19 protein-coding genes are annotated in these 19,511 nt (G+C 72.9%); 6 read left to right on the forward strand and 13 right to left on the reverse strand.

Annotated features, from left to right (window positions below):
- Window positions 1-78 precede the first annotated feature (78 nt).
- A complete protein-coding gene (locus tag AB0K82_RS29710; protein WP_364403323.1) occupies window positions 79-660 on the forward strand; it encodes a retropepsin-like aspartic protease in 582 nt (193 codons plus the stop codon).
- A 50-nt stretch (window positions 661-710) separates the two neighbouring features.
- Here AB0K82_RS29710 and AB0K82_RS29715 read toward each other — a convergent pair whose 3' ends face one another.
- The 4 genes from AB0K82_RS29715 to map form a co-directional block, all read right to left on the reverse strand.
- Complete coding sequence (locus AB0K82_RS29715; RefSeq protein WP_364403325.1) at window positions 711-1,736, reverse strand: trypsin-like peptidase domain-containing protein; 1,026 nt, start codon at window positions 1,734-1,736, stop codon at window positions 711-713.
- A 112-nt stretch (window positions 1,737-1,848) separates the two neighbouring features.
- Window positions 1,849-2,586 carry a metal-dependent hydrolase gene (locus AB0K82_RS29720; RefSeq protein ID WP_364403328.1) on the reverse strand — a complete coding sequence of 246 codons (738 nt, stop codon included), beginning with the start codon at window positions 2,584-2,586 and terminating at the stop codon, window positions 1,849-1,851.
- A gap of 259 nt (window positions 2,587-2,845) precedes the next feature.
- The gene (locus AB0K82_RS29725) at window positions 2,846-3,823 is read right to left on the reverse strand and encodes a DNA polymerase ligase N-terminal domain-containing protein (protein ID WP_364403331.1); all 978 of its coding nucleotides are present in this window, start codon (window positions 3,821-3,823) and stop codon (window positions 2,846-2,848) included.
- Between the two features lie 34 nt (window positions 3,824-3,857).
- Window positions 3,858-4,706, reverse strand: a complete 849-nt coding sequence (gene map / locus AB0K82_RS29730; RefSeq protein WP_364403334.1) for a type I methionyl aminopeptidase — start codon at window positions 4,704-4,706, stop codon at window positions 3,858-3,860.
- 58 nt (window positions 4,707-4,764) lie between these two features.
- On the opposite strand from map, the gene AB0K82_RS29735 reads away from it, so the two are divergent.
- Window positions 4,765-4,941: a hypothetical protein gene (locus tag AB0K82_RS29735; protein ID WP_345363775.1), complete on the forward strand. Its 177-nt coding sequence runs from the start codon at window positions 4,765-4,767 to the stop codon at window positions 4,939-4,941.
- Window positions 4,942-4,945: 4 nt separating this feature from the next.
- Here the strand turns inward: AB0K82_RS29735 and AB0K82_RS29740 are convergent, their stop codons facing one another.
- Window positions 4,946-5,527, reverse strand: a complete 582-nt coding sequence (locus AB0K82_RS29740) for a hypothetical protein (protein ID WP_364403337.1) — start codon at window positions 5,525-5,527, stop codon at window positions 4,946-4,948.
- Between the two features lie 78 nt (window positions 5,528-5,605).
- Between AB0K82_RS29740 and ppgK the strand changes: the two genes are divergently transcribed.
- The 3 genes from ppgK to AB0K82_RS29755 are packed head-to-tail and all read left to right on the forward strand — an operon-like array spanning window position 5,606 to window position 7,854.
- Window positions 5,606-6,355: a polyphosphate--glucose phosphotransferase gene (gene ppgK / locus AB0K82_RS29745; RefSeq protein ID WP_364403340.1), complete on the forward strand. Its 750-nt coding sequence runs from the start codon at window positions 5,606-5,608 to the stop codon at window positions 6,353-6,355.
- Window positions 6,356-6,379: 24 nt separating this feature from the next.
- Window positions 6,380-7,060, forward strand: coding sequence for an NADPH-dependent F420 reductase (npdG, locus tag AB0K82_RS29750; protein ID WP_364403343.1), 681 nt, complete (start codon window positions 6,380-6,382; stop codon window positions 7,058-7,060).
- A gap of 8 nt (window positions 7,061-7,068) precedes the next feature.
- Window positions 7,069-7,854 (forward strand): helical backbone metal receptor, encoded by a 786-nt coding sequence (locus AB0K82_RS29755; RefSeq protein WP_364403345.1) that lies wholly within the window; start codon window positions 7,069-7,071, stop codon window positions 7,852-7,854.
- On the opposite strand, the gene AB0K82_RS29760 is transcribed toward AB0K82_RS29755, so the two are convergent.
- From AB0K82_RS29760 to AB0K82_RS29780, 5 genes are all read right to left on the reverse strand, one after another.
- Window positions 7,805-8,371 carry a hypothetical protein gene (locus tag AB0K82_RS29760; protein ID WP_364403348.1) on the reverse strand — a complete coding sequence of 189 codons (567 nt, stop codon included), beginning with the start codon at window positions 8,369-8,371 and terminating at the stop codon, window positions 7,805-7,807. The genes AB0K82_RS29755 and AB0K82_RS29760 overlap by 50 nt on opposite strands.
- A 125-nt stretch (window positions 8,372-8,496) precedes the next feature.
- A complete protein-coding gene (locus AB0K82_RS29765; protein ID WP_364403351.1) occupies window positions 8,497-9,702 on the reverse strand; it encodes an asparaginase domain-containing protein in 1,206 nt (401 codons plus the stop codon).
- A gap of 135 nt (window positions 9,703-9,837) precedes the next feature.
- On the reverse strand, window positions 9,838-11,907 hold the full coding sequence (locus AB0K82_RS29770; protein WP_364403354.1) for a SpoIIE family protein phosphatase: 2,070 nt from the start codon (window positions 11,905-11,907) through the stop codon (window positions 9,838-9,840).
- 90 nt (window positions 11,908-11,997) lie between these two features.
- Window positions 11,998-12,606 carry a TetR/AcrR family transcriptional regulator gene (locus AB0K82_RS29775; protein ID WP_364403357.1) on the reverse strand — a complete coding sequence of 203 codons (609 nt, stop codon included), beginning with the start codon at window positions 12,604-12,606 and terminating at the stop codon, window positions 11,998-12,000.
- Window positions 12,607-12,620: 14 nt separating this feature from the next.
- Window positions 12,621-14,180 carry an MFS transporter gene (locus AB0K82_RS29780; RefSeq protein ID WP_364403360.1) on the reverse strand — a complete coding sequence of 520 codons (1,560 nt, stop codon included), beginning with the start codon at window positions 14,178-14,180 and terminating at the stop codon, window positions 12,621-12,623.
- A gap of 199 nt (window positions 14,181-14,379) precedes the next feature.
- Here AB0K82_RS29780 and panB point away from each other — a divergent pair, with 199 nt between their 5' ends.
- Window positions 14,380-15,222 carry a 3-methyl-2-oxobutanoate hydroxymethyltransferase gene (gene panB, locus AB0K82_RS29785; RefSeq protein WP_364403363.1) on the forward strand — a complete coding sequence of 281 codons (843 nt, stop codon included), beginning with the start codon at window positions 14,380-14,382 and terminating at the stop codon, window positions 15,220-15,222.
- On the opposite strand, the gene AB0K82_RS29790 is transcribed toward panB, so the two are convergent.
- The 3 genes from AB0K82_RS29790 to AB0K82_RS29800 form a co-directional block, all read right to left on the reverse strand.
- A complete protein-coding gene (locus AB0K82_RS29790; protein ID WP_364403366.1) occupies window positions 15,213-16,160 on the reverse strand; it encodes a DMT family transporter in 948 nt (315 codons plus the stop codon). The two genes, panB and AB0K82_RS29790, sit on opposite strands and share 10 nt — an antisense overlap.
- Window positions 16,161-16,375: 215 nt before the next feature.
- Window positions 16,376-18,220: an NAD+ synthase gene (locus AB0K82_RS29795; RefSeq protein WP_364403369.1), complete on the reverse strand. Its 1,845-nt coding sequence runs from the start codon at window positions 18,218-18,220 to the stop codon at window positions 16,376-16,378.
- 60 nt (window positions 18,221-18,280) lie between these two features.
- Window positions 18,281-19,498, reverse strand: a complete 1,218-nt coding sequence (locus AB0K82_RS29800; protein WP_364403372.1) for an MFS transporter — start codon at window positions 19,496-19,498, stop codon at window positions 18,281-18,283.
- Window positions 19,499-19,511: the final 13 nt, after the last annotated feature.

The following is a 19,511-nucleotide window of genomic DNA, read 5'->3' on the forward strand; positions in this document are numbered from 1 at the left end:
GGGGGGCATCGTTATCGGAGGCGCACTGCCGGGCGGCCGGCACGGTTAGCCGGCCCGGCGGCGGGAACGTCCGTTCCTGTGTCCCGCACGATGATCACCGGGCTGTTGCTGCTGGCCTGCGCGCTGCCGATGGCCGTCGGCTGCGCCGAGACACACGCCCGGCCGACCACCGACCTGAGCGTCGGGACGCCGGTCGCCTCCGCTCGGACGCGGACGTCACCGGTCGGATCGGCGCCCGGCTCGTTGGGCGTGCCCCTTCCGTCGGACACCGACCAGAGCTTCTCGCTGCCCATGCGGGTCGTCCGCAACGGCGGCGGCACCCTCGTCTTCGTCCCGATCCGGGTCAACGGCATGGGGCCGTACGAGTTCGTCCTGGACACCGGGTCGTCGAACTCCTCCGTCGACCGCAGCCTCGTCCAGCGGCTGGCGTTGCCGCGCACCGGGCAGGAGCACCGCGTCCAGGGCGTCACGGGCAGCGGGATGGTCCCGATCGTCAAGGTGCGGCGCTGGACGCTCGGCGGTGTTCCGCTCCGGGCGACGTCGCTGGCGGTGGTCGACCTGAACATGGGCGTGGCGGGGCTGCTCGGCTCGGACGAGCTCCGCCACTTCAGCAGCGTCACCCTCGACTTCAGCCGCGACCGCATCGACTTCCGGAAATAGGTGGTGGCCGTCGTACCAGGGCGGCCGGTGAGGGTCAGTCAGGGGTCCGGCTAACCGGGCAACTGGCCGAGCGCGATCTGGACGGTGGTCTTGCTGCCGTCGGGGTGCTGGACCACCATCGGGACGGTCTGTCCGGGTTTGAGGCCGGCGAGGACGTCGGACAGGTCGGAGGTGCTCGGCGTCTTCGTGCCGTTGACCGACACGATGATGTCGTTGGGCCGGATCCCGGCCCGGTCGGCGGGACCGTCCCTCGTCACCGACACCACGCCGACGCCGACGACGTTGCCCGACAGATCGGCGACGTCCCGGACCGTGATGCCGAGCGCGGCCCGGCCGGAGTTGGTCACCCGGCCCGACCTGATCAGCTGGTCGGCGATCAACTTCACCGTGTTGCTCGGGATCGCGAACCCGATCCCCGCCGCCGCGCCGCCGATCTGCGGGTCGGAGGCGGCCAGCGCCGGGATGCCGATGACCTCGTTCTCCAGCGTCACGAGCGCGCCGCCGCTGTTGCCCGGGTTGATCGGCGCGCTGGTCTGTACGGCGCCCGAGATGGTCGCGCCGGGGAACGCGCCCTCGCGCGGAGAGGAGACCGTGCGGCCCACCGCGGAGATGATGCCGCTGGTCACGCTGCCCGACAGACCGAGCGGGTTGCCCATCGCCAGCACGATCTCGCCCACCGACAGGCGGCTGGAGTCGCCGAACCGCGCGGGCCGCAGCGACGCCGCCTCGTTCACCCGGACGACGGCCAGGTCGTCCGGGGCGTACTGGCCGACGAGCGTCGCGGGGAGCGCCTTCTTGCCGGTCGCGGTGGTCACCCGCAACCGGTTGGCCCCGGCGACGACGTGCGAGTTGGTGACGATGTCGCCCTTGTTGTCGTAGATGACCCCGGACCCGAGCCCGGTGTCGGTGTCGATCTGCACGACGGAGGGGAGCACCGCCTTGACGACCCGTTCGTAGTCCTGCTCGAGCCGCAGCCCGCCACCCTGGCCCGGCGGCGCGGGCGCCGTCGCGGCCGTGTTCGTGTTGTTCGCGTCGCCGCCCCCGCACCCGGCGATCAGGACGAGCGCAGTGGTCATGGTGACGCCACATCGCGTCATGTGTCCCACATCACTGCTCTTCCCAGCAGGTCGGCCGGGTAAAGCGGCACGGCCCGCCGGGTACGGGGAAGTACCGCCGAGTAAGCGTCGATCAGCCGCCGTGATATTCGAGCCAGTGCGCGGCGAAGGACCCGGCCGACGAGCGGACACCGAGGATCACGATGCCGAGCGTGAGCAGCGGCGTGACCACCCACTTCTCCACCGCGCCGTTGGTGTGGCCCACCAGCGGGATCGCGAGCCGCCAGGGGATGGGCCAGAAGACGGGGCAGCCCTGCGGCGTGATGCTGTCGGTGACGACGTGCGCGAGGCAGCCGAGCCCGACCGCGAACCCGGCCCACCCCAGCGTGAACCCGTGCCCGCCGATGCCCGGCCCGGCGAAGTGCATCCCGGCCATCAGGAAGGTCAGGCCGCCGGCGATCGCGGCGTTGAGCAGCGCGTCGAAGTGCTCGCGTTCCGGGACGCGGATCCCGATGCCGCGCAGGCCCAGGCCGATGATCAGGAACAGCATCACCCACCACGCCTGGACGACGTGTTCCGACAGCCAGTCGGCGCCGAGGGCCATGGCGACGCAGAACAGCAGCGAGTGGGTGGCATGCCGGTGGCCGCCGGACACCGCCGAGATGGCGCGGCACAGGGCGCGGGTGACCGGCCCGAACGTGTTGGCGATCGTGCCGTCGTGGTGGTCGAGGTCGGGCAGCAGCGCCGCCCCGGCGCACACGACCGCCCCGGCCGCGATCTGACCGGGGGTCATCCGCATCCCGTAGTCGGTCAGGAAGGGCACGGTCCCGAGCCAGGCCGCGGCCCCCGCCAGCGCATGCGTATGGCCCATCATGTGAAGATCACCCGCTCTGTTGCCACGCGCGGACTGTAACCCGCTTCGAGGGGTACGGACGCGCGACGCGCCGGGACGGTTCCCGTGATCGACGCGACACCACCGTGGCCCGCGGGCCCGTCCCCCGTACCCGGGAGGCGACGTGGGAGGCCGGCGTCTCGACGGGCGCGGCGGCGCGGGCCGGCACGAAGAGGTCCGCGGCGTCAGGGCGGCGATGGCGGGTCCCCGCGGGGCGCCGAGGCGGCGGTTCGGGGCGTCAGGATTCCCGGACCGGGATGAGACGCCAGTCGGCCCTCTCCTGGTCGTACGGCGCGTCGAGACGCTTGGCGACGACGCCCGGCAGGCCCTGCTCGTGAGCCGCGGCCCGTACCGCCGCACCGTCGTCGAAGCGGGGCGCGGTCTGCCATCGGGGCCCGGCGAGGCCCAGCCCCTCGAGAAGTTCCCGCCGTCGCCGGTACGGCTCGTCGACGAGCGGGCGGCCGTCGAGGTAGAGCAGGTCGAAGACCAGGTAGGTCTCGCGCCCCTCGAGGTCGGTGACCTCGCCGTCCAGGACGACCCGGTGGGCGGAGAGCGACTCCCCGAGGCCGGACGGGGCCTTCGCGGCCCTTCCGTCGCCGTCGAGGGCGCGCGTCGTACCGCGGTCGGAGAACACGACCAGCCGGCGTCCGCCCCACGCGAACTCGAAGCCGTACGCGTCCGCGCGCCGGGGGAGGCGCTCCCGCCGCTCCGGCCGTACCGGGTCGATCCGCTCGGGCATCGGCGCCGCGTCCGGGTCGACCGGCGGATCCATGCGGTGGATCATCCAGTTATCGCCGTTGGTCGGAAACAGCACGTACCGGCCTGAGACGCGGTTCCCGCGCAGGACCACCTTGACCTCGCGGTCGGTCCACTTCTCCGTCTCGTACGTGCCGCGGTCCCAGATGGTCACCCGGCCGCCGCCGTACTCGCCCTTCGGGATCTCCCCGGCGAAGGAGGCGTACTCCAGCGGATGGTCCTCGGTGTGCACGGCGAGGTGGTTGGTCCGCGGGTCGTCCGGCAGGCCCTTCGGCAGCGCCCAGGAGACGAGCACGCCGTCGCGTTCGAGCCGGAAGTCCCAGTGCAGCCGCCGCGCGTGGTGCTCCTGGACCACGAACGTGTCGTCGTCGCCCCGGGGGAGTGGCCCCTCGCCCGGAACCGGCTCCGGCGTACGGCTCGCGTCGCGTTTCTGGCGGTAAGTCCCGAGTCTGTCGGCCACGGCGCGGTACGTACCCGCGAGGAACCGGCCTATCTCACGGGAGCGTGAGGATCTCCGTGCCGCTGTCGGTGACGAGGATCGTGTGCTCGAACTGCGCGGTGCGCTTGCGGTCCTTGGTGACGACCGTCCAGCGGTCCGGCCAGATCTCGTAGTCGATCGTGCCCAGCGTCAGCATCGGCTCGATGGTGAACGTCATGCCCGACTCGATGACCGTCGTCGCGTGCGGGTCGTCGTAGTGCGGCACGATCAGCCCGGAGTGGAACGTCGTGCCGATGCCGTGCCCGGTGAAGTCGCGCACCACGCCGTAGCCGAACCTCTTGGCGTAGGACTCGATGACCCGGCCGATGACGTTGAGCTGCCGGCCCGGGCGGACGGCCTTGATGCCGCGCATCATCGCCTCGCGGGTGCGCTCCACCAGCAGACGGGACTCCTCGTCCACCTCACCCACCAGGAACGTCGCGTCGGTGTCGCCGTGCACGCCGTCCTTGAACGCGGTGATGTCGATGTTGATGATGTCGCCCTCGCGGACGACCGTGTCATCGGGGATGCCGTGGCAGATCACCTCGTTCAGCGAGGTGCACAGCGACTTGGGGAACCCGCGGTAGCCCAGCGTCGAGGGGTACGCGCCGTGGTCGAGCATGAACTCGTGCCCGATCCGGTCGAGCTCGTCGGTCGTCACGCCCGGCTGGATGCGCTTGCCGACCTCCTCGAGCGCCTGCGCGGCGATCCGCCCCGCCACCCGCATCCTCTCGATGATCTCGGGCGTCTTGACGTCCGGCTCCCCGGTCCGCGGCACCTTCTTGCCGACGTACTCCGGCCGGGGGATGTCCGACGGCACCTTGCGCATCGGGGAGACGTGACCGGGGCGGAGTTGCGTCGTCATGCTGTTGGAGTGTAGTCAGCCAGCCGGGGCACAGATGACACCATGATCGGAGGTCGCGATGAGTGACGAGGGAAAGTGGTTCTTCTGCCTCAAGCACCAGCGGGTCGAGCACGGCCCCGGGTGCCCGGACCGGGACCGGATGGGCCCCTACGCCAGTGAGGAGGAGGCGGCCCACGCGTTGCAGCGGGCCGCCGAGCGCAACGAGCAGTGGCGGCGCCAGGACGACGACTTCTAGGGCGTCAGGGGACGGCGGGGCCGCTGATCGTCTCCAGGAGCCGTGCCAGGCGGTCGCGCAGGCCGCGCCTGGGCACCGGCTCCCCGGCGGCGGCGCTGACGAGGTGCTGGGCGGCGTCGAACGACACGAGCCGGTCGTCGGACGGCACCGTCAGCGCCTCGTGCGCGAGGCCCTCCAGCTCACGGTCGCCGGTGTCCACCGCGAAGATCGTCGCGCCGATGCGGCGCGCGTCGTCCACCCGCTCCAGCAGCGGCGCGGGCGACTCGTCCTCGGACACGACGATGAGCGTCTCGCCGCGCCGGGCCGCCTCCAGGCGCTCCAGCCCGACCCGCAGGTGCGGCGGGGCGCCCGGCGGCGGCTCCCAGCGCACCAGCGTGGGCGCCAGCTCGGGCAGGCCGCCGAGCCGGCTCTCGTCGTCCAGGTGCGCGGCCAGGTGCCACGGCTCGTCATCGGGCGGGCCGAAGACCAGCAGGCCGCCCGGGGTCCGGGTGGACGACCGCAACGCCCAGGCGAACTCCCGTGTGCGCTCCGGCCAGCCGGTCGTCGCGAGCAGCTCCCGCAGAGCCGCCACCTGACTCGCGTCCATGGCCCCCATCGTGCCGTACGGACCGTCGGATCACGTGCACTTTGTTAGCCGCGAAGGATCTCAGGTAGGTATTGCCGCATGGAGATACTCGGGGTCGACATCGGCGGGTCCGGCATCAAGGGCGCGCCGGTCGACGTGGACAAGGGTGAGTTCACCCGGGACCGGCTGCGCCTGCCCACCCCGGAGGGCGCGCCGCCCCGGGAGGTGGCGCGGGTCGTCGCCGAGATCGTCTCGCACTTCGGCTGGACGGGACCGGTGGGCGTCACCTTCCCCGGCGTGGTCACCGACGGCGTCGTCCGTACGGCGGCCAACCTCGGGGACGCGTGGATCGACCTGGCCGCGCGCGACCTGTTCGCGGAGGCGAGCGGGGCGCCGGTGACGCTGCTCAACGACGCCGACGCCGCCGGGGTCGCGGAGATGACCTTCGGCGTGGGACGCGGCCGGGCGGGCACGGTCCTCATGCTGACGCTCGGCACCGGCGTCGGCAGCGCCCTGTTCCTCGACGGGACGCTCGTGCCGAACACCGAGCTCGGGCACATCGAGATCCGCGGCAAGGACGCCGAGCGGCGGGCCTCCGCCCACGCCCGGGAGGTCCACGACTGGAGCTGGCACGACTGGGCGAAGCGGCTGTCGGAGTACCTGGGGCGGATCGAGGACCTGCTGTGGCCGTCGCTGATCATCCTGGGCGGTGGCGTCAGCAAGAAGGCCGACCGCTTCCTGCCCCTCCTGGCCGACGTACGGACCCCGGTCGTCCCGGCCGAGCTGCACAACGACGCGGGCATCATCGGCGCCGCGATGGCCGCGGTACCCGGCGCGGCGCGGTCCTGAGGCGGCCTGGCAGGATCATCCACTATGAGCACTCAGCAGGCGGATCTGCCGGACGTCAGCGGTCTTTCCATCGGCATCCTCGGCGGCACCGGCGACCAGGGCAAGGGGCTGGCGCGCCGGTTCGCCCTCGCCGGCCATGAGGTGATCATCGGGTCGCGCAAGGCCGAACGCGCCCAGGAGGCCGCCGACGGCCTCGGGGACGGTCTGCGCGTCAGAGGCGCGGAGAACGCCGTCGTCGCCCGCGAGGCCGACCTCGTCATCGTGGCCGTGCCGTACGACGGCCACAAGGCGCTCCTGGAGTCCCTCCGGGACGAACTGGCCGGCAAGATCGTGGTCGACTGCGTCAACCCGCTCGGCTTCGACAAGCAGGGCGCCTACGCGCTGCCCGTCGAGGAGGGCAGCGCCGCCCAGCAGGCCGCGGCCGTCCTGCCCGACAGCACCGTCGTCGCGGCGTTCCACCACGTCTCGGCCGTGACCCTCCTCGACCCGGCCGTCGACGAGATCGACCTCGACGTCCTCGTCCTGGGCGAGGTCCGGGAGGCCACCAACACGGTGCAGGCCCTCGCCGGCCGGATCGGCGGCGTGCGCGGCGTCTACGGCGGGCGGCTCCGCAACGCCCACCAGGTCGAGGCGCTGACCGCCAACCTGATCTCCATCAACCGGCGCTACAAGGCGCACGCGGGCCTGCGGGTCACCGACATCTGAGGCCGTCGATGCTCGACGACCTCGGCGTCCCGTTCCGGCCCGCCCGGGACGTGCGCCGTGTCGTGTCGCTCGTGCCGTCCCTCACCGAGGCGATCGCGCGTACGGCTCCGGGTCTGCTGGTGGGCGCCACCGACTGGTGCGTCCAGCCGCCGGACCTCGGGGTCGTACGCGTCGGCGGCACCAAGAACCCCGACGTACGCCGGATCGCCGGGCTGGCGCCGGACCTCGTCGTGGCCAACTTCGAGGAGAACCGCCCGGCCGACCTCGACGCGCTGCGCGCCGCGGGCGTGCCCGTCTGGGTGACCGTGATCCGTACCCTCCCGGAGGCGCTGACCAGCCTCGGGCGGATGCTCGCCGCCTGCGGGCAGGACCCGCCCGGATGGCTCACCGAGGCCCGTACGGTGTGGGCCGACGTGCTCGGCGAGCCCCCGCCGCCCGGCGTGACGGCGGTGGTCCCGATCTGGCGGCGGCCCTGGATGGTGCTCGGCCGGGAGACCTTCGCCGGCGATCTCCTCGCGCGGCTCGGCGTCGCCAACGCGTACGAGCACGCCGACGAGCGGTATCCGAAGGTGTCCGTCGCGGAGATGCTGAACCGGCGGCCGGGCCTGGTCGTCCTGCCGGACGAGCCGTACGCCTTCTCCGCCACGGACGGGCCGGAGATGTTCCCGGACGTGCCGGTGGCCCTGGTGAGCGGGCGGCACCTGGAGTGGTACGGGCCGTCGCTCACGGAGGCGCGGCGGGTCCTCAGCGCGTCGCTGCCGCGCTCCGGCCCCTCCTCCAGTCCACGGCCATGATCGTACGAGCGGCGGCGAGCGGCATCAGGCCGGCGCACACCTTCTTCCGCAGCGCGTTCTCGACCTCGTCCTTGTCGGCGGCGGTGCCCCCGCCGGCGTCGTACCGGGGCTCCGGCCACAGGTTGCGCGGATCCCGCGGCGCCCCGCCGAGCTCCAGCGGGACCAGGTGGTCCTCCTCGTAGTGCGCGGGGTTCGTGTCGGGGTAGCCGTACTCGGCGATCTGCCGCACTTTGAGCGCGTTCGTGTACGACACCGGCGGCCGTACGGTCCTGGTCCACCCGGCCACGCAGATCGTCGAGCCGATCGTCTCCTGCGTGACGTCCGGATTGACCGCACCGGGCTGACAGCCGGGATCGGGCAGCGGCAGATAGGCACGGGAGCAGCTCCCGGGGGAGCCGGGCGCCGCGCCGACCGGAACGGCCGGGACGGCGAAGGCCGGCGATGCGGCCGTGGCCGACGCGGCGGTCGCGGTGAGGAGGGTGGTCGTGCACAGGACGGTTTCGAGGACGCGCGGCATGGGAGTGCCCTTCGGCGAGCGGGGGTTCGCCCCGCCGTTCGGGCACTCGTCCCTGACGGCTCGGACCGGTCGTCGGTTGTGGCGTTACACGGGAGTGGTGATCATCTACCCCGACCGGACGATCTTCAAAACGCCGTCGCGACCGGCGACGGCGCGGACGGTGCCGCGGCGTTCCCCTCCAGCGCGGCGAAGGCGTTCAGCACGGCGGCGCGGTCGTGGCCGGCGTCCAGCAGCAGGTGCATGAGGACACGGGCCTTGAGCGGTTCGAGACCGGTGACCGCCGTTCCGCCGGGCGGCGCGGTCGGGGAGTGGAGGACGACCGGGATGCGGGCGGCCGTCTCGGCGAGGACCGGGACCAGCGCGGCGAGGGCGGCCTGCCCGGCGCGGGCGGCGACGATCAGGCCGTCGCAGTGGCCGGCGAGCGTCCGCAGCAACGCGCCGTCGTCGCCGAGCGCCACGACGTGGAGCCCGACGCGCGGGGGACGCCCGGCGAAGGGCCCGCGCACCGTGAACCGCTCCGGCGGGCGCCACAGCAGACGCGGGATCCCGCCGATCACCTGGCCCAGCGGTCCCGCCCCCGGGGAGGCGAACGCCGGCGCCGCGATGCCGGTCGCCCTGACGTGCCGGGCCGCGTGGATGTCCCCGTGCGCCACGACCGCGCAGCCCAGCCACCGCGGACCGGCGGCCGCGACGGCGATGGCGTCCGCCAGCTCGGCCGGGCCGCCGGAGTCCGCGACCAGGGCGATGGGCGCGGAACCCTCGTGCAGCAGTTCCAGCGCCCAGGCGGTCTCCGCGAGGGTCTCCGCCGGATGGACGACGACGACGCCGGTCGCCCCGCCGGCGACCGCCTCGCCGACCGCGCGGGCCAGCTCGCCGACCCCGGCGAAGGTGGAGACGGGACCGGCGGCCGGGCGGCGTTCCACCCTGACCCCGTTCGGCAGCGACGGCACGGCGTCGAGCATGGCGCCGGACCCCTCCGGCACGAACACGACGACGAGCCGGGGCATGATCTCCGGCCCGCCGAGGGGCACGGTCCCGGCCGGAACGTCACCGGTCTCGCCGTCGGCCGGGCCCGCACCGGTCCGGAGAGCCGTGGACGCGCCCGGCGAAGGGGAGGGCGCGGTCGCGAAGGAGACGTCGTCCGGTACCGGTGCGCCGGACGGGCCCGTGGCCGGCGGCGAGACGACGGGGTACCCGTCGGACGGCGCCCCGGCCGCCGGAGCCCCGTCCGGCCGGGGCGGCGACGGCTCGGCGTCCGGTTCGCGCCCCGGGAGCGCGACCTGCCAGGAGGGTGGGATCGGCCACGGCGGCGGGCTCACAGAGGCGGTCATGCTCGGCATCCTTCGCGTCACGCGGCGCCGACGGCGTCCGCCTCGTGATCAGACGACGGACGAAACCTAATGCATTGAGATCGTTTACGGGGGCGACTTGTCGCGAATACGGGGGCCGGATGCGGCCGGGCGCGGTCAGGCGGGGAGGTGGTGGGCCTCGCCGGGCCAGGAGCCGTCGACGTCCTCGTCCCGGTCGGGCAGCTCCAGCTCGCACCAGACGACCTTGCCGTCGCCGGCGGGCCGGGCCCCCCAGCGCTTGGCGAGCCGGTGCACGACCTGCAGGCCGCGTCCGCCCTCGTCATCGTCGGCGGCCTGGCGGGCCCGGGGGAGCGCGTCGGAGTCGTCGCGCACCTCGCAGACCAGGGTGCGGTCGCGCAGCAGCCGCAGCTCGATGTCGCCCGAGGCGTACCGCAGCGCGTTGGTGACGAGTTCGGACACCACCAGCTCGGTGCTGAAGGACAGCTCCTCGCAGCCCCAGCGTTCGAGCGTCTCGCGGACCCGGACCCGGGCGTCCCGTACGGCGGACGGCAGGGCGGGCAGCCGCCAGGACACGACTTGACCGGCGGGCAGGCGGCGCAGGCGGGCGATGAGCACGGCGATGTCGTCGCGGTCGTGGTCGGCGTAGGCGCTGTCGAGGGTGGCCTTGGCCAGCTCCTCCAGCGGCCGGAACAGCGCCTCCGCGCCGAACAGCCCCTGTAGCCGGGACAGGCCGTCGTCGATGTCCTGCCCGCGGTTCTCCACGAGCCCGTCGGTGTAGAGCACGAGGACGCTGCCGTCCCCGATCGTGAACGTACGGGTCTCGATCATCCCCTCGCCGACGCCGAGGGGCGGCGCGGGCGGGACGTCGAGGAACTCGCTGGTGCCGTTCGGCCGGAGCAGCAGCGGCGGCAGGTGCCCCGCCGAGGCGATCTCGCAGGTGCCGTCGGTCGCGTCGTACACGGCGTACACGCAGGTGGCGAAGGCGGGCTCCCGCTCGCCGATCTCCCGCATCAGCGCGTCGAGCTGCTGCAGGCCGTCCGCGGGGGAGAGCTCGAGGTTGACGATGGTCCGCAGGGCGGTGCGCAGGCGGCCCATCGTAACGGCGGCGCGTACGCCGTGCCCGGCGACGTCGCCGACGATGAGGGCGACCCGGCCGCCGGGCAGCGCGATCGACTCGTACCAGTCGCCGCCGACCTCGATCAGCTGGTTGCCGGGCAGGTAACGGTGCCGGACCGCGACGCTGGAGGGCGCGGTGAGGCCGGTGGGCAGCATGCTGCGCTGGAGGGTGAGGGCGGTCGCGCGCTCGCGGCTGTAGTGCCGGGCGTTGTCGATGTAGAGGGCGGCGCGGGCGGCGAACTCCATCCCGAGCTCGACGTCGTACGCGTCGAAGGCCCGGTGCGCGGAGCTCCGGGTGCAGACGAGGAACCCCAGCGTCGTGCCCCGGGCGATCAGCGGCAGCACGACCATGGAGGTGTCGGCGAGGAGCTTGGCGACGGGCTTGCGCCGCCACAGCCGGGCGGTCCGCTTGGCGACCTTGCCGTCGAGGTGGGGCACCAGCACCGGCTCGCCGGTGGCCATGCAGCGCGTGTACGGGGTGTCGGGCGGGTAGGTGAGGACCTCCCCGGTCGGGAAGGCGGCGTTCCAGCGGGGGTCGGACTCGTCGGAGGCGAGGGCGACCCGGCGCAGCACGGTGGTGCCGTCCGCCGCGATCGAGGGCTGCTCGTCGGCGGCGACGATGGCCTCCTGGATGAGGACGCCGGCGGAGTTGCAGAAGTGCGGCACGATGACGTCGGCGAGCTCGCGCGCCATCTGGTCGAGGTCCAGGGTGGCGCCGATCCGTACGAGCGCGTCGTCCAGCATGGCCCGGCGCATCAGGGCCGGGTCGGTGAAGCGCTCGAGGTCGGTGACGGCGACCCGGATCATCATCAGGTCGACCGGGTCGGCGGCGGTGGTGTGCATCGGCTGGACGGTGACGACGCCGTTGCGCGCCTCGCCGTCCGGGGCGCGCAGCCCCAGGACGGCGGTCCGCTCGTGGCGGTCGGCGAGGGCGTCGAGGAGCCCGGTCAGGGCCTCCTTGCTCTCGTCGGCGAACAGGCCGGTCACGTTCGTGCCGACGATCTCTTCGGGGGCATGGCCGAGCACGCCGGAGGAGTTCTGCCCGCACTGGAGGATCTGGCCGGCCCGGCCGATGCCGAGCACCAGAGTCCTCGCCGAAGAATCGGCCATCCGCCGGAGTCCTTCCTGTGACCCGTCATCCCCCGTCGTAAAAGTATGACCAAATGTGATCGGCGGAGGAAGATCATCACCACTCCGGGTTCAGCGTGGCGCGAGTCCCACCATGAGGGCGTCGACGACCCGCTCCGCGTAGTCCTCCGGGACCGGGCCGGCGCCGGCGGCCCGCGTCCGGTGGGCGACGGCTCCCGTGAGGATCCACAGGGTCAGCTCGACGTCCAGGTCGGGGCGCAGCTCTCCGGAGGCGACGCCCCGCCGCAGGACCCCTCGGATGACCTCGCGCCGGGGCTCGACGACCTCGCGGGTGAAGCGGTCCATCAGCTCCGGGTAGCGCTCCGAACTGCCGAGGACGCTCCAGTAGCAGTCGACCCGCTTCTTGTCGCTCTTGTCGGCGACGAACGCCTTGGCGAGGGCGACGAGGTCCTCGCGAAGCGACTCGCCGCGCGGCTCGGGCAGCGGCCCCTTCAACGCGGCGAGCGCGTCGATGATGAGCGCCTCCTTGTTGGGCCAGCGGCGGTAGATCGTCGTCTTGCCGACCCCCGCGCGTGCGGCGACGGCCTCGATGGAGACGCCCGCCACCCCGCCCTCCTCGGCGAGGAGGTCCAGGGTGGCGTCGACGATCGCCTTGGCGGCGCGCTCGCTGCGCGGCCGTCCCGGCGGCCGCGCGGCGCACTGCTCAGTGGTGTGCGACATCACGCTTCACCGTCTCACACCTCGACGGCTTCGCGCTGTTCGACCAGGGGAATGTCGGGCTCGGCCACGGCCTTGCCCGGCATCCACCTCAGGACGACGAGCGCTCCGAGGAAGGCGACGGCGGCCGAGATGGCGGAGGTGATGTGCATGGCGTGGACGAAGGAGTCGTGCGCCGGCGGCAGGAGCGCCCGGCCCGCCGGTCCGAGCTTCTCGGCCACTCCCGTGGTCGCGCCGATGTCCGAGCCGGCGACGGCGCGCAGGTTCTCGGGCAGCGCGGTCAGGTGCGGCTTCATGCCGTTCCGGTAGATCGAGGCCACCAGGGAGCCCAGCAGGGCGGTGCCGAGCGCGACGGCGACCTGACGGGCGATGTTGTTGATGGCCGAGCCGGATCCGGCCTGCTCCCTCGGCAGCACCGACATGACGGAGGTGGTGGCCGGGGTCATCACCAGGGCCATGCCCGCGCCCTGCACGAAGAACGTGATCCCCAGGATCCAGATCGGGCTGTGGACCGCGGCGAAGTGGTAGCTGAGCAGCGCCAGCGCGACCATCGTCAGCCCCGTCGCGGCGACCGGCCTGGCGCCGTACCGGGCGACCAGCCCCGCGCTGCGCGGAGAGAAGATCATCTGGCCGGCGGCCAGCGGCAGCGTGAGCAGGCCCGCCTGCAGCGGGGTGTAGCCGCGGACGTTCTGCAGGTACAGCGAGATGAACAGGAAGACGCCGCCGAGCGCGAAGAACACCAGCGCGATGGCGCCGACGGACGCCGACAGCCGTCCGTCGCGGAACAGCCGGACGTTGAGGGAGGGGTGCTCGATACGGGACTCGTACCAGACGAACACCGCGAGCAGTGCAACGCCGGCGAGCACGGAGCCGTACACGGTCGGCGCGGTGACGGTCGCCTTCTCGCCGCCTTCGATGATCCCGTAGGTGAGCAGGATCAGGCCGGCGATGGACAGCAGCACACCACCGAAGTCGACCTTGGCGCGCACCGGGTTCCGCGACTCCGGAACGAGGAACGCGATGCCGATCACGCCGGCGATGACGATCGGGACGTTGATCAGGAAGACCGAGCCCCACCAGAAGTGGTCGAGGAGCAGGCCGCCGGTGATGGGCCCGACGGCGACGCCGATGCCGACGGCGCCGGCCCACAATCCGATGGCGCGGGCGCGCTCCTCCGGCTCGAAGACGTTCGTGATGATCGACAGGGTCTGCGGCATGACCGCCGCGCCGCCGAATCCCATCGCCGCGCGGGCGAGGATGAGCTGGTCGGGCGTCTGCGCGTACGAGGAGAGCAGCGAGGCCAGGCCGAACAGGAGCATGCCGACCATCAGCATGCGCTTGCGGCCGATCCGGTCGCCGAGCACGCCGAAGGTGAACAGCAGCCCGGCGAACACGAGCGTGTAGGAGTTGATGGCCCATTCGAGCTGGCCCTGGCTGGCGCCGAGGCCGGCGCGCGGGTCCGCGATCGTCTTCAGGGCGACGTTGAGGACCGTGTTGTCGAGCACGATGACGAGCAGGCTGACGATGAGCACGCCGAGGATGGCCCAGCGTCTCTTCTGGATGGTCTGCGGATCCATGAGGCCCTTCGAGGGGGAATATCGATACGAGTCAGTCTCGTTTCTTAACAACGCACAGCCTAGGGCGGTTCTTTCCGATACGCAACCGTACCGTTTTGAAATCTCCGGGAAGAGGCGGGGCTGTACGAGTCGTTGACCCCGTGGGATCATCGATCCGTCCGGGGACGCCACCGTGGCGCCTCGAGGCAGGAGGTTTCCGATGTCTGTATCGACCAGTCGGCCGACCACCCTCTACGGCGGCCAGACCGGGCGCCGCGTGACCGTCCGCGACATCGCGGCGGCGAAGGAGCGCGGCGAGAAGTGGCCCATGCTCACGGCGTACGACGCGCTCACCGCGCGGGTCTTCGACGACGCCGGGATCCCGGTGCTGCTCGTCGGCGACTCCGCCGGGATGGTGGTGTTCGGCCACGAGTCCACGATCCCCGTCACCGTCGACGACCTCATCCCGCTGACCGCGGCGGTCGTGCGCGGCACCTCCCGCGCCATGATCGTCGCCGACCTGCCGTTCGGCGCCTACCAGGCCGGTGTGGCCGAGGCCCTGCACACCGGCGCGCGGTTCCTCAAGGAGGCCGGCGCGCACGCGGTCAAGCTCGAAGGCGGCCGGCGGGTGCTGCCGCAGGTGGAGGCGCTCGTCGCGGCGGGCATCCCCGTGATGGCGCACCTCGGCCTCACACCGCAGTCGGTGAACGCCTTCGGCGGCTACCGCGTCCAGGGGCGCGGTGAGGACGGCGAGCGCCTGATGGCCGACGCCAAGGACCTCGAGGCGGCCGGCGCGTTCTCCGTCGTACTCGAGTGCGTGCCCACCGAACTCGCCGACCGCGTCACCGCCGCGCTGTCCATCCCGACCATCGGGATCGGCGCCGGCCCCGGCACCGACGCGCAGGTGCTGGTGTGGCAGGACATGGCCGGCCTCACCTCGCACACCGCGAAGTTCGTCAAGCGCTACGCCGAGGTGGGCGGCGTGCTGCGCGGCGCCGCCGAGGAGTTCGCCGCGGACGTCGTCTCCGGCGCCTTCCCCGGCCCCGAGCACACCTACCGCTGATCCCCGACCGCCGCCGCCCGCCCCGGACCGCCGGGGCCGGGCGGCGGCGTCTCGTCGAGGTCACGTTCAGAGAACAGGAAGATGCCGCCGAGGATGAGGGCGGCGCCGAGGAACTGGCGGCGGTCGACGCCCTCGCCGAGCGCGAGCATCGCGGTCGCCAGGCCGAACAGCGGGATGACGTTGAGGACGACGCCCGCGACGGTGACCGGTATCCGGGCGATGGCGTGGTTGAAGAGCAGGAACGCGATCGCCAGTCCGCCGCCGCACACGACCGCGGCGACGAACCAGTGCCCGGGGCGCGCGTCAGGGGTGGCGATCCCGGCGCCCGACGTCCACTGCCAGAGCACCAGCGGCAGGGTGAAGACCAGGCCGAACGCGAATTGGTAGGCGGTGACGACCAGCGGCTCGACGTTCGAGACGATGCGACCCGCCAGCACGGAGGAGCCCGCGGCCGACAGTGAGCCGAGGAGCACCAGAAGGTCACCCGCGGCGAGCCGCGCCCCCGGATGGGCGCCGCCGAGCGCGGCCACCCCGCCCGTGGCGATGAGGACCCCCGCGACCCCCCGGAGGGTGGGGAGCCTGCGCGCGGCGAGCGCGGACAGCGCGACGACGAAGCAGGACTCGGTGCCGGACAGCAGGGCCGCCTGCGCTGCCTCGATCGAGGTCAGCCCCAGCCCGATCGCGCCGTAGCCGATCATGGGTTCGAGCAGGCCGAGCAGGGCCATGGTGCGCAATTGCCGCCCGGTCGGGCGTCGATGTCCCTTGGCGAGCAGGACCGCCCAGAGCAGCGCGGCGGCGGCGGCCAGGGTCACGCCGAGCATCGTCATGACCGGCAGGCCCCGCAGCGCGTACTTCTCGCCGGTGGACCAGCAGCCCCAGATCGCCGAGGCGATGATCAGGAGAAGCGTGCCGCTCCGCCGGCCGACCGCGGTCCCCATCACCAGACCCTCTCCACTGGGAGGTCCGGCCGGCGTCCAGGTCCGTTCACCGGGGCGCTACGGCCGTCGCCCGCCTCAGGAGCGGGGACCGGGTGATTCTCGGCCGCACGGGATGGGCCGGGCAAACCATTAACGCCGTGGACGCGGCCGGACGCCGGTCGCGGTGATCGCCGAGGGCCGGCCCGTGCCATCGGCGAGCGGCCGGGCGAGCGTGGTCAGGCGTCCTCGGCGGTCTGCCGCTTCGCGACGCGCGCGGGGTCGCCGGTGTGCGGAGCGACGATCTCCCGCCACTTGTTCGTGATGGGGAGCCGGCGGTCGCGGCCGAAGTTCTTCGGGGTGATCTTCGGGCCGGGCGGGTACTGGCGGCGCTTGTACTCGGCCGCGTCGACCAGCCGGATCACCCGCTCGACCAGCTCCGGGTCGTGGCCCGCCGCGATGAGGCCGTCGCGGCCCATGTCCTTCTCGACGTAGTCGTCCAGGAGCGCGTCGAGGATGTCGTACGGCGGGAGCGAGTCGGTGTCGAGCTGGCCGGGGCGCAGCTCCGCGGACGGCGGCTTGTCGATGATGTTCTGCGGGATCGGCGGGGTCTCCGAGGAGGGCGTGAACGGGTGCGCCCCGTCGATCCGCTCGTTGCGCCACCGGCACAGCGCGAACACCGTGATCTTCGGAACGTCCTTGATCGGCCCGTAGCCGCCCGCCGAGTCGCCGTACAGCGTGGAGTAGCCGGTGGCCAGCTCGCTCTTGTTGCCGGTGGTCAGCACCAGGTGGCCGTGCTCGTTGGACAGGCCCATGAGGATGTTGCCGCGGACCCGCGCCTGGAGGTTCTCGGCGGCCAGGCCGTGCAGCTCCAGCTCGGCCTCGTAGGCGTCGACCATTCCGCGGATCGGGACCGTGCGGGAGTGGATGCCCTGCCGTTTGACCAGGTCCTCCGCGTCGGTGATCGAGTGATCGCTGGAGTAGCGGCTCGGCATGAGGACGGTGTGCACGTTGTCCGGGCCGATGGCGTCCGCGGCGATCGTCGCCACCAGTGCGGAGTCGATGCCGCCGGACAGCCCGAGGATGACCGAGCGGAACCCGTTCTTGCGGACGTAGTCGCGTACGCCGAGGACGAGCGCGCCGTACACCTCCCCGAGGTCGCCCAGCGGCTCGGCGCGGGGCGGCTCCTCCGGGGTGTACGCCGGAACCGGGTCGGGCGACAGCAGCACGCGCTCGATCGTGATGGTGGTGCCGTCGTGCCCGTCGGCGGGCGTCTCGCCCGGCGTGAACTCCGCCGGGGCGGCGGGCAGGTCGAGGTCGGCGACGAGCAGGTCCTCCTCGAACTGCGGGCCGCGGGCGATCAGCTCACCCTCGCCGGTGACGATGACGGAGTCGCCGTCGAACACCAGCTCGTCCTGACCGCCGACCGAGTTCACGTACGCGAGCGCGCACCCCGCCTCGCGGGCCCGGCGCGCGCACAGCTCCAGGCGGACGTCGTCCTTGTTGCGCTCGTACGGCGAGGCGTTCGGGGCGACGAGCAACTGGGCGCCGGCCTCACGGGTCACCGTGACCGGCCCGCCCTCCTGCCACAGGTCCTCGCAGATCGCCACGGCGACGTCGACGCCGTGCAGCCGCAGGACGGGCAGCCGGTCACCGCGGACGAAGTACCGGTACTCGTCGAAGACGCCGTAGTTCGGCAGGTGGTGCTTCGCGGTGCGGACGGCGACCCGGCCCCGGTACAGCACCGCCGCCGCGTCGAGCGGCGCGCCCGCGGGCTGGCCGACGCGGTCCACGACGTCGGCGCGCCGGTCGAGGTAGCCGAGTACGACGGCCAGCTCGCCCAGGCCCTCGTCGGCGAGCCGGCGGGCCGTCGCCTCCAGGGTGGCGATCGACGCGTCCACGAACGACTTGCGCAGCGCGAGGTCCTCCACCGGGTAGCCGGTGAGGAACATCTCGGGGAAGACGACGAGGTGGGCGCCGCGGTCGGCGGCGCGCCGGGTCCATTCGACGGTGCGGTCGGCGTTGCCGGTGAGGTCGCCGACGGTCGCGTTGGCTTGAGCGAGTGCGATACGAAGCTGTGCCACGCTTCGAGACTAGACGGGGTCTACCGGGCCGCGGGCCTCAGGGGATCTGGTGATCGGGTGTCAGGACCGGCGGTCGCGTGGCGGCGACGGCAGCGTCCGTACCTCGGGGAACAGCAGCGGGGTGAGGACGACGAGGACCTGCAGGGCGCCCGCGGTCAAGAGCGTCGTCCGCAGCCCGAAGCAGCCGGCGATGGGCGCCACCAGCGCCAGGCCGAGCGGCTGGCAGGCGAGCGCCCCCGCCCACTCGTAGGCGCAGACCCGCGACAGGGCGGTCTCCGGGATGTGCTGCTGCAGGGCCGTCTCCCAGAGCGTGTTGAAGACCATGAGGACGAGACCGCCGAAGAACGCCGCGATCGCGATGCCGGGCACCGTGAGCTCGCCCGCCAGGGCGAGGGCCGGGCAGGCGAACATCACCATCATCGCCAGTCCCGAGCGCAGCGGGAACCGCGGCCGTACGCAGAGCGCGATCGCGCCGCCGCCGAGACAGCCGGCGCCGAACGTCGCCGAGATCAGCGCCCACGCGCCCGCGCCGCCGAACGACCGGGCGCTCAGTGTGGGGCCGAGCACCGAGAAGGCCCCGCCGAGCAGGTTGACCAGGGAGGCGGCCACGATGACGCTCCACACCCACCGGCGGGACCGGAACTCCCGCCAGCCGTCGGCCAGCTCGCGGACGAACCGCTGCGGCCGTTCGTGGCCGGTACGCCGCAGCCGCAGCCGGGACAGGCAGGCGGCGCTGACCGCGAAGGTCGCCGAGTCCGCGGCGAGCGCCCAGCCCGGGCCCGCGCCGACGACCAGGGCGCCGGCCACCGCCGGCCCGGTGAGGAGGGACGTGGACATCGCCAGGACGCGCAGGGCGTTGGCGGGCTGCCGCTGTTCGGGCCGCGTCGTCGCCTGGACGACTCCGGCGACGGCGGGCCCGGAGAGCGCGGCGGCGATCCCGTGCACCGCCTGGAGGACCAGGAGGTGCCAGATCCGTGCGGCGCCGCTGATCAACAGGGCCGCCGCGACACCCTGGCTGACGGCGCGTACGAGGTCGGTGCCGAGCATCAGCGAGTGGCGTGGCAGCCGGTCGGCGATGACGCCGCCGACCAGGGTGAACATCACCTGCGCGGCCGATCCGGTGGCGAGGACGGCACCGAGGTCGACGGCGCGCCCGGTCAGGCCGAGGACGGCGAAGGCGAGGGCGGGCGCGACCATGCCGTCGCCGAGCATGGAGGTGCACTGGCCGAGGAAGAACCAGCGGAAGTTCCGCTCCCGGAGAACGGACAGTCCGTGCACCAGGCCACAGGAC

Origin of the sequence: Actinoallomurus sp. NPDC052274 (assembly GCF_040679475.1) — a bacterium.
Classification (GTDB): domain Bacteria; phylum Actinomycetota; class Actinomycetes; order Streptosporangiales; family Streptosporangiaceae; genus Actinoallomurus; species Actinoallomurus liliacearum.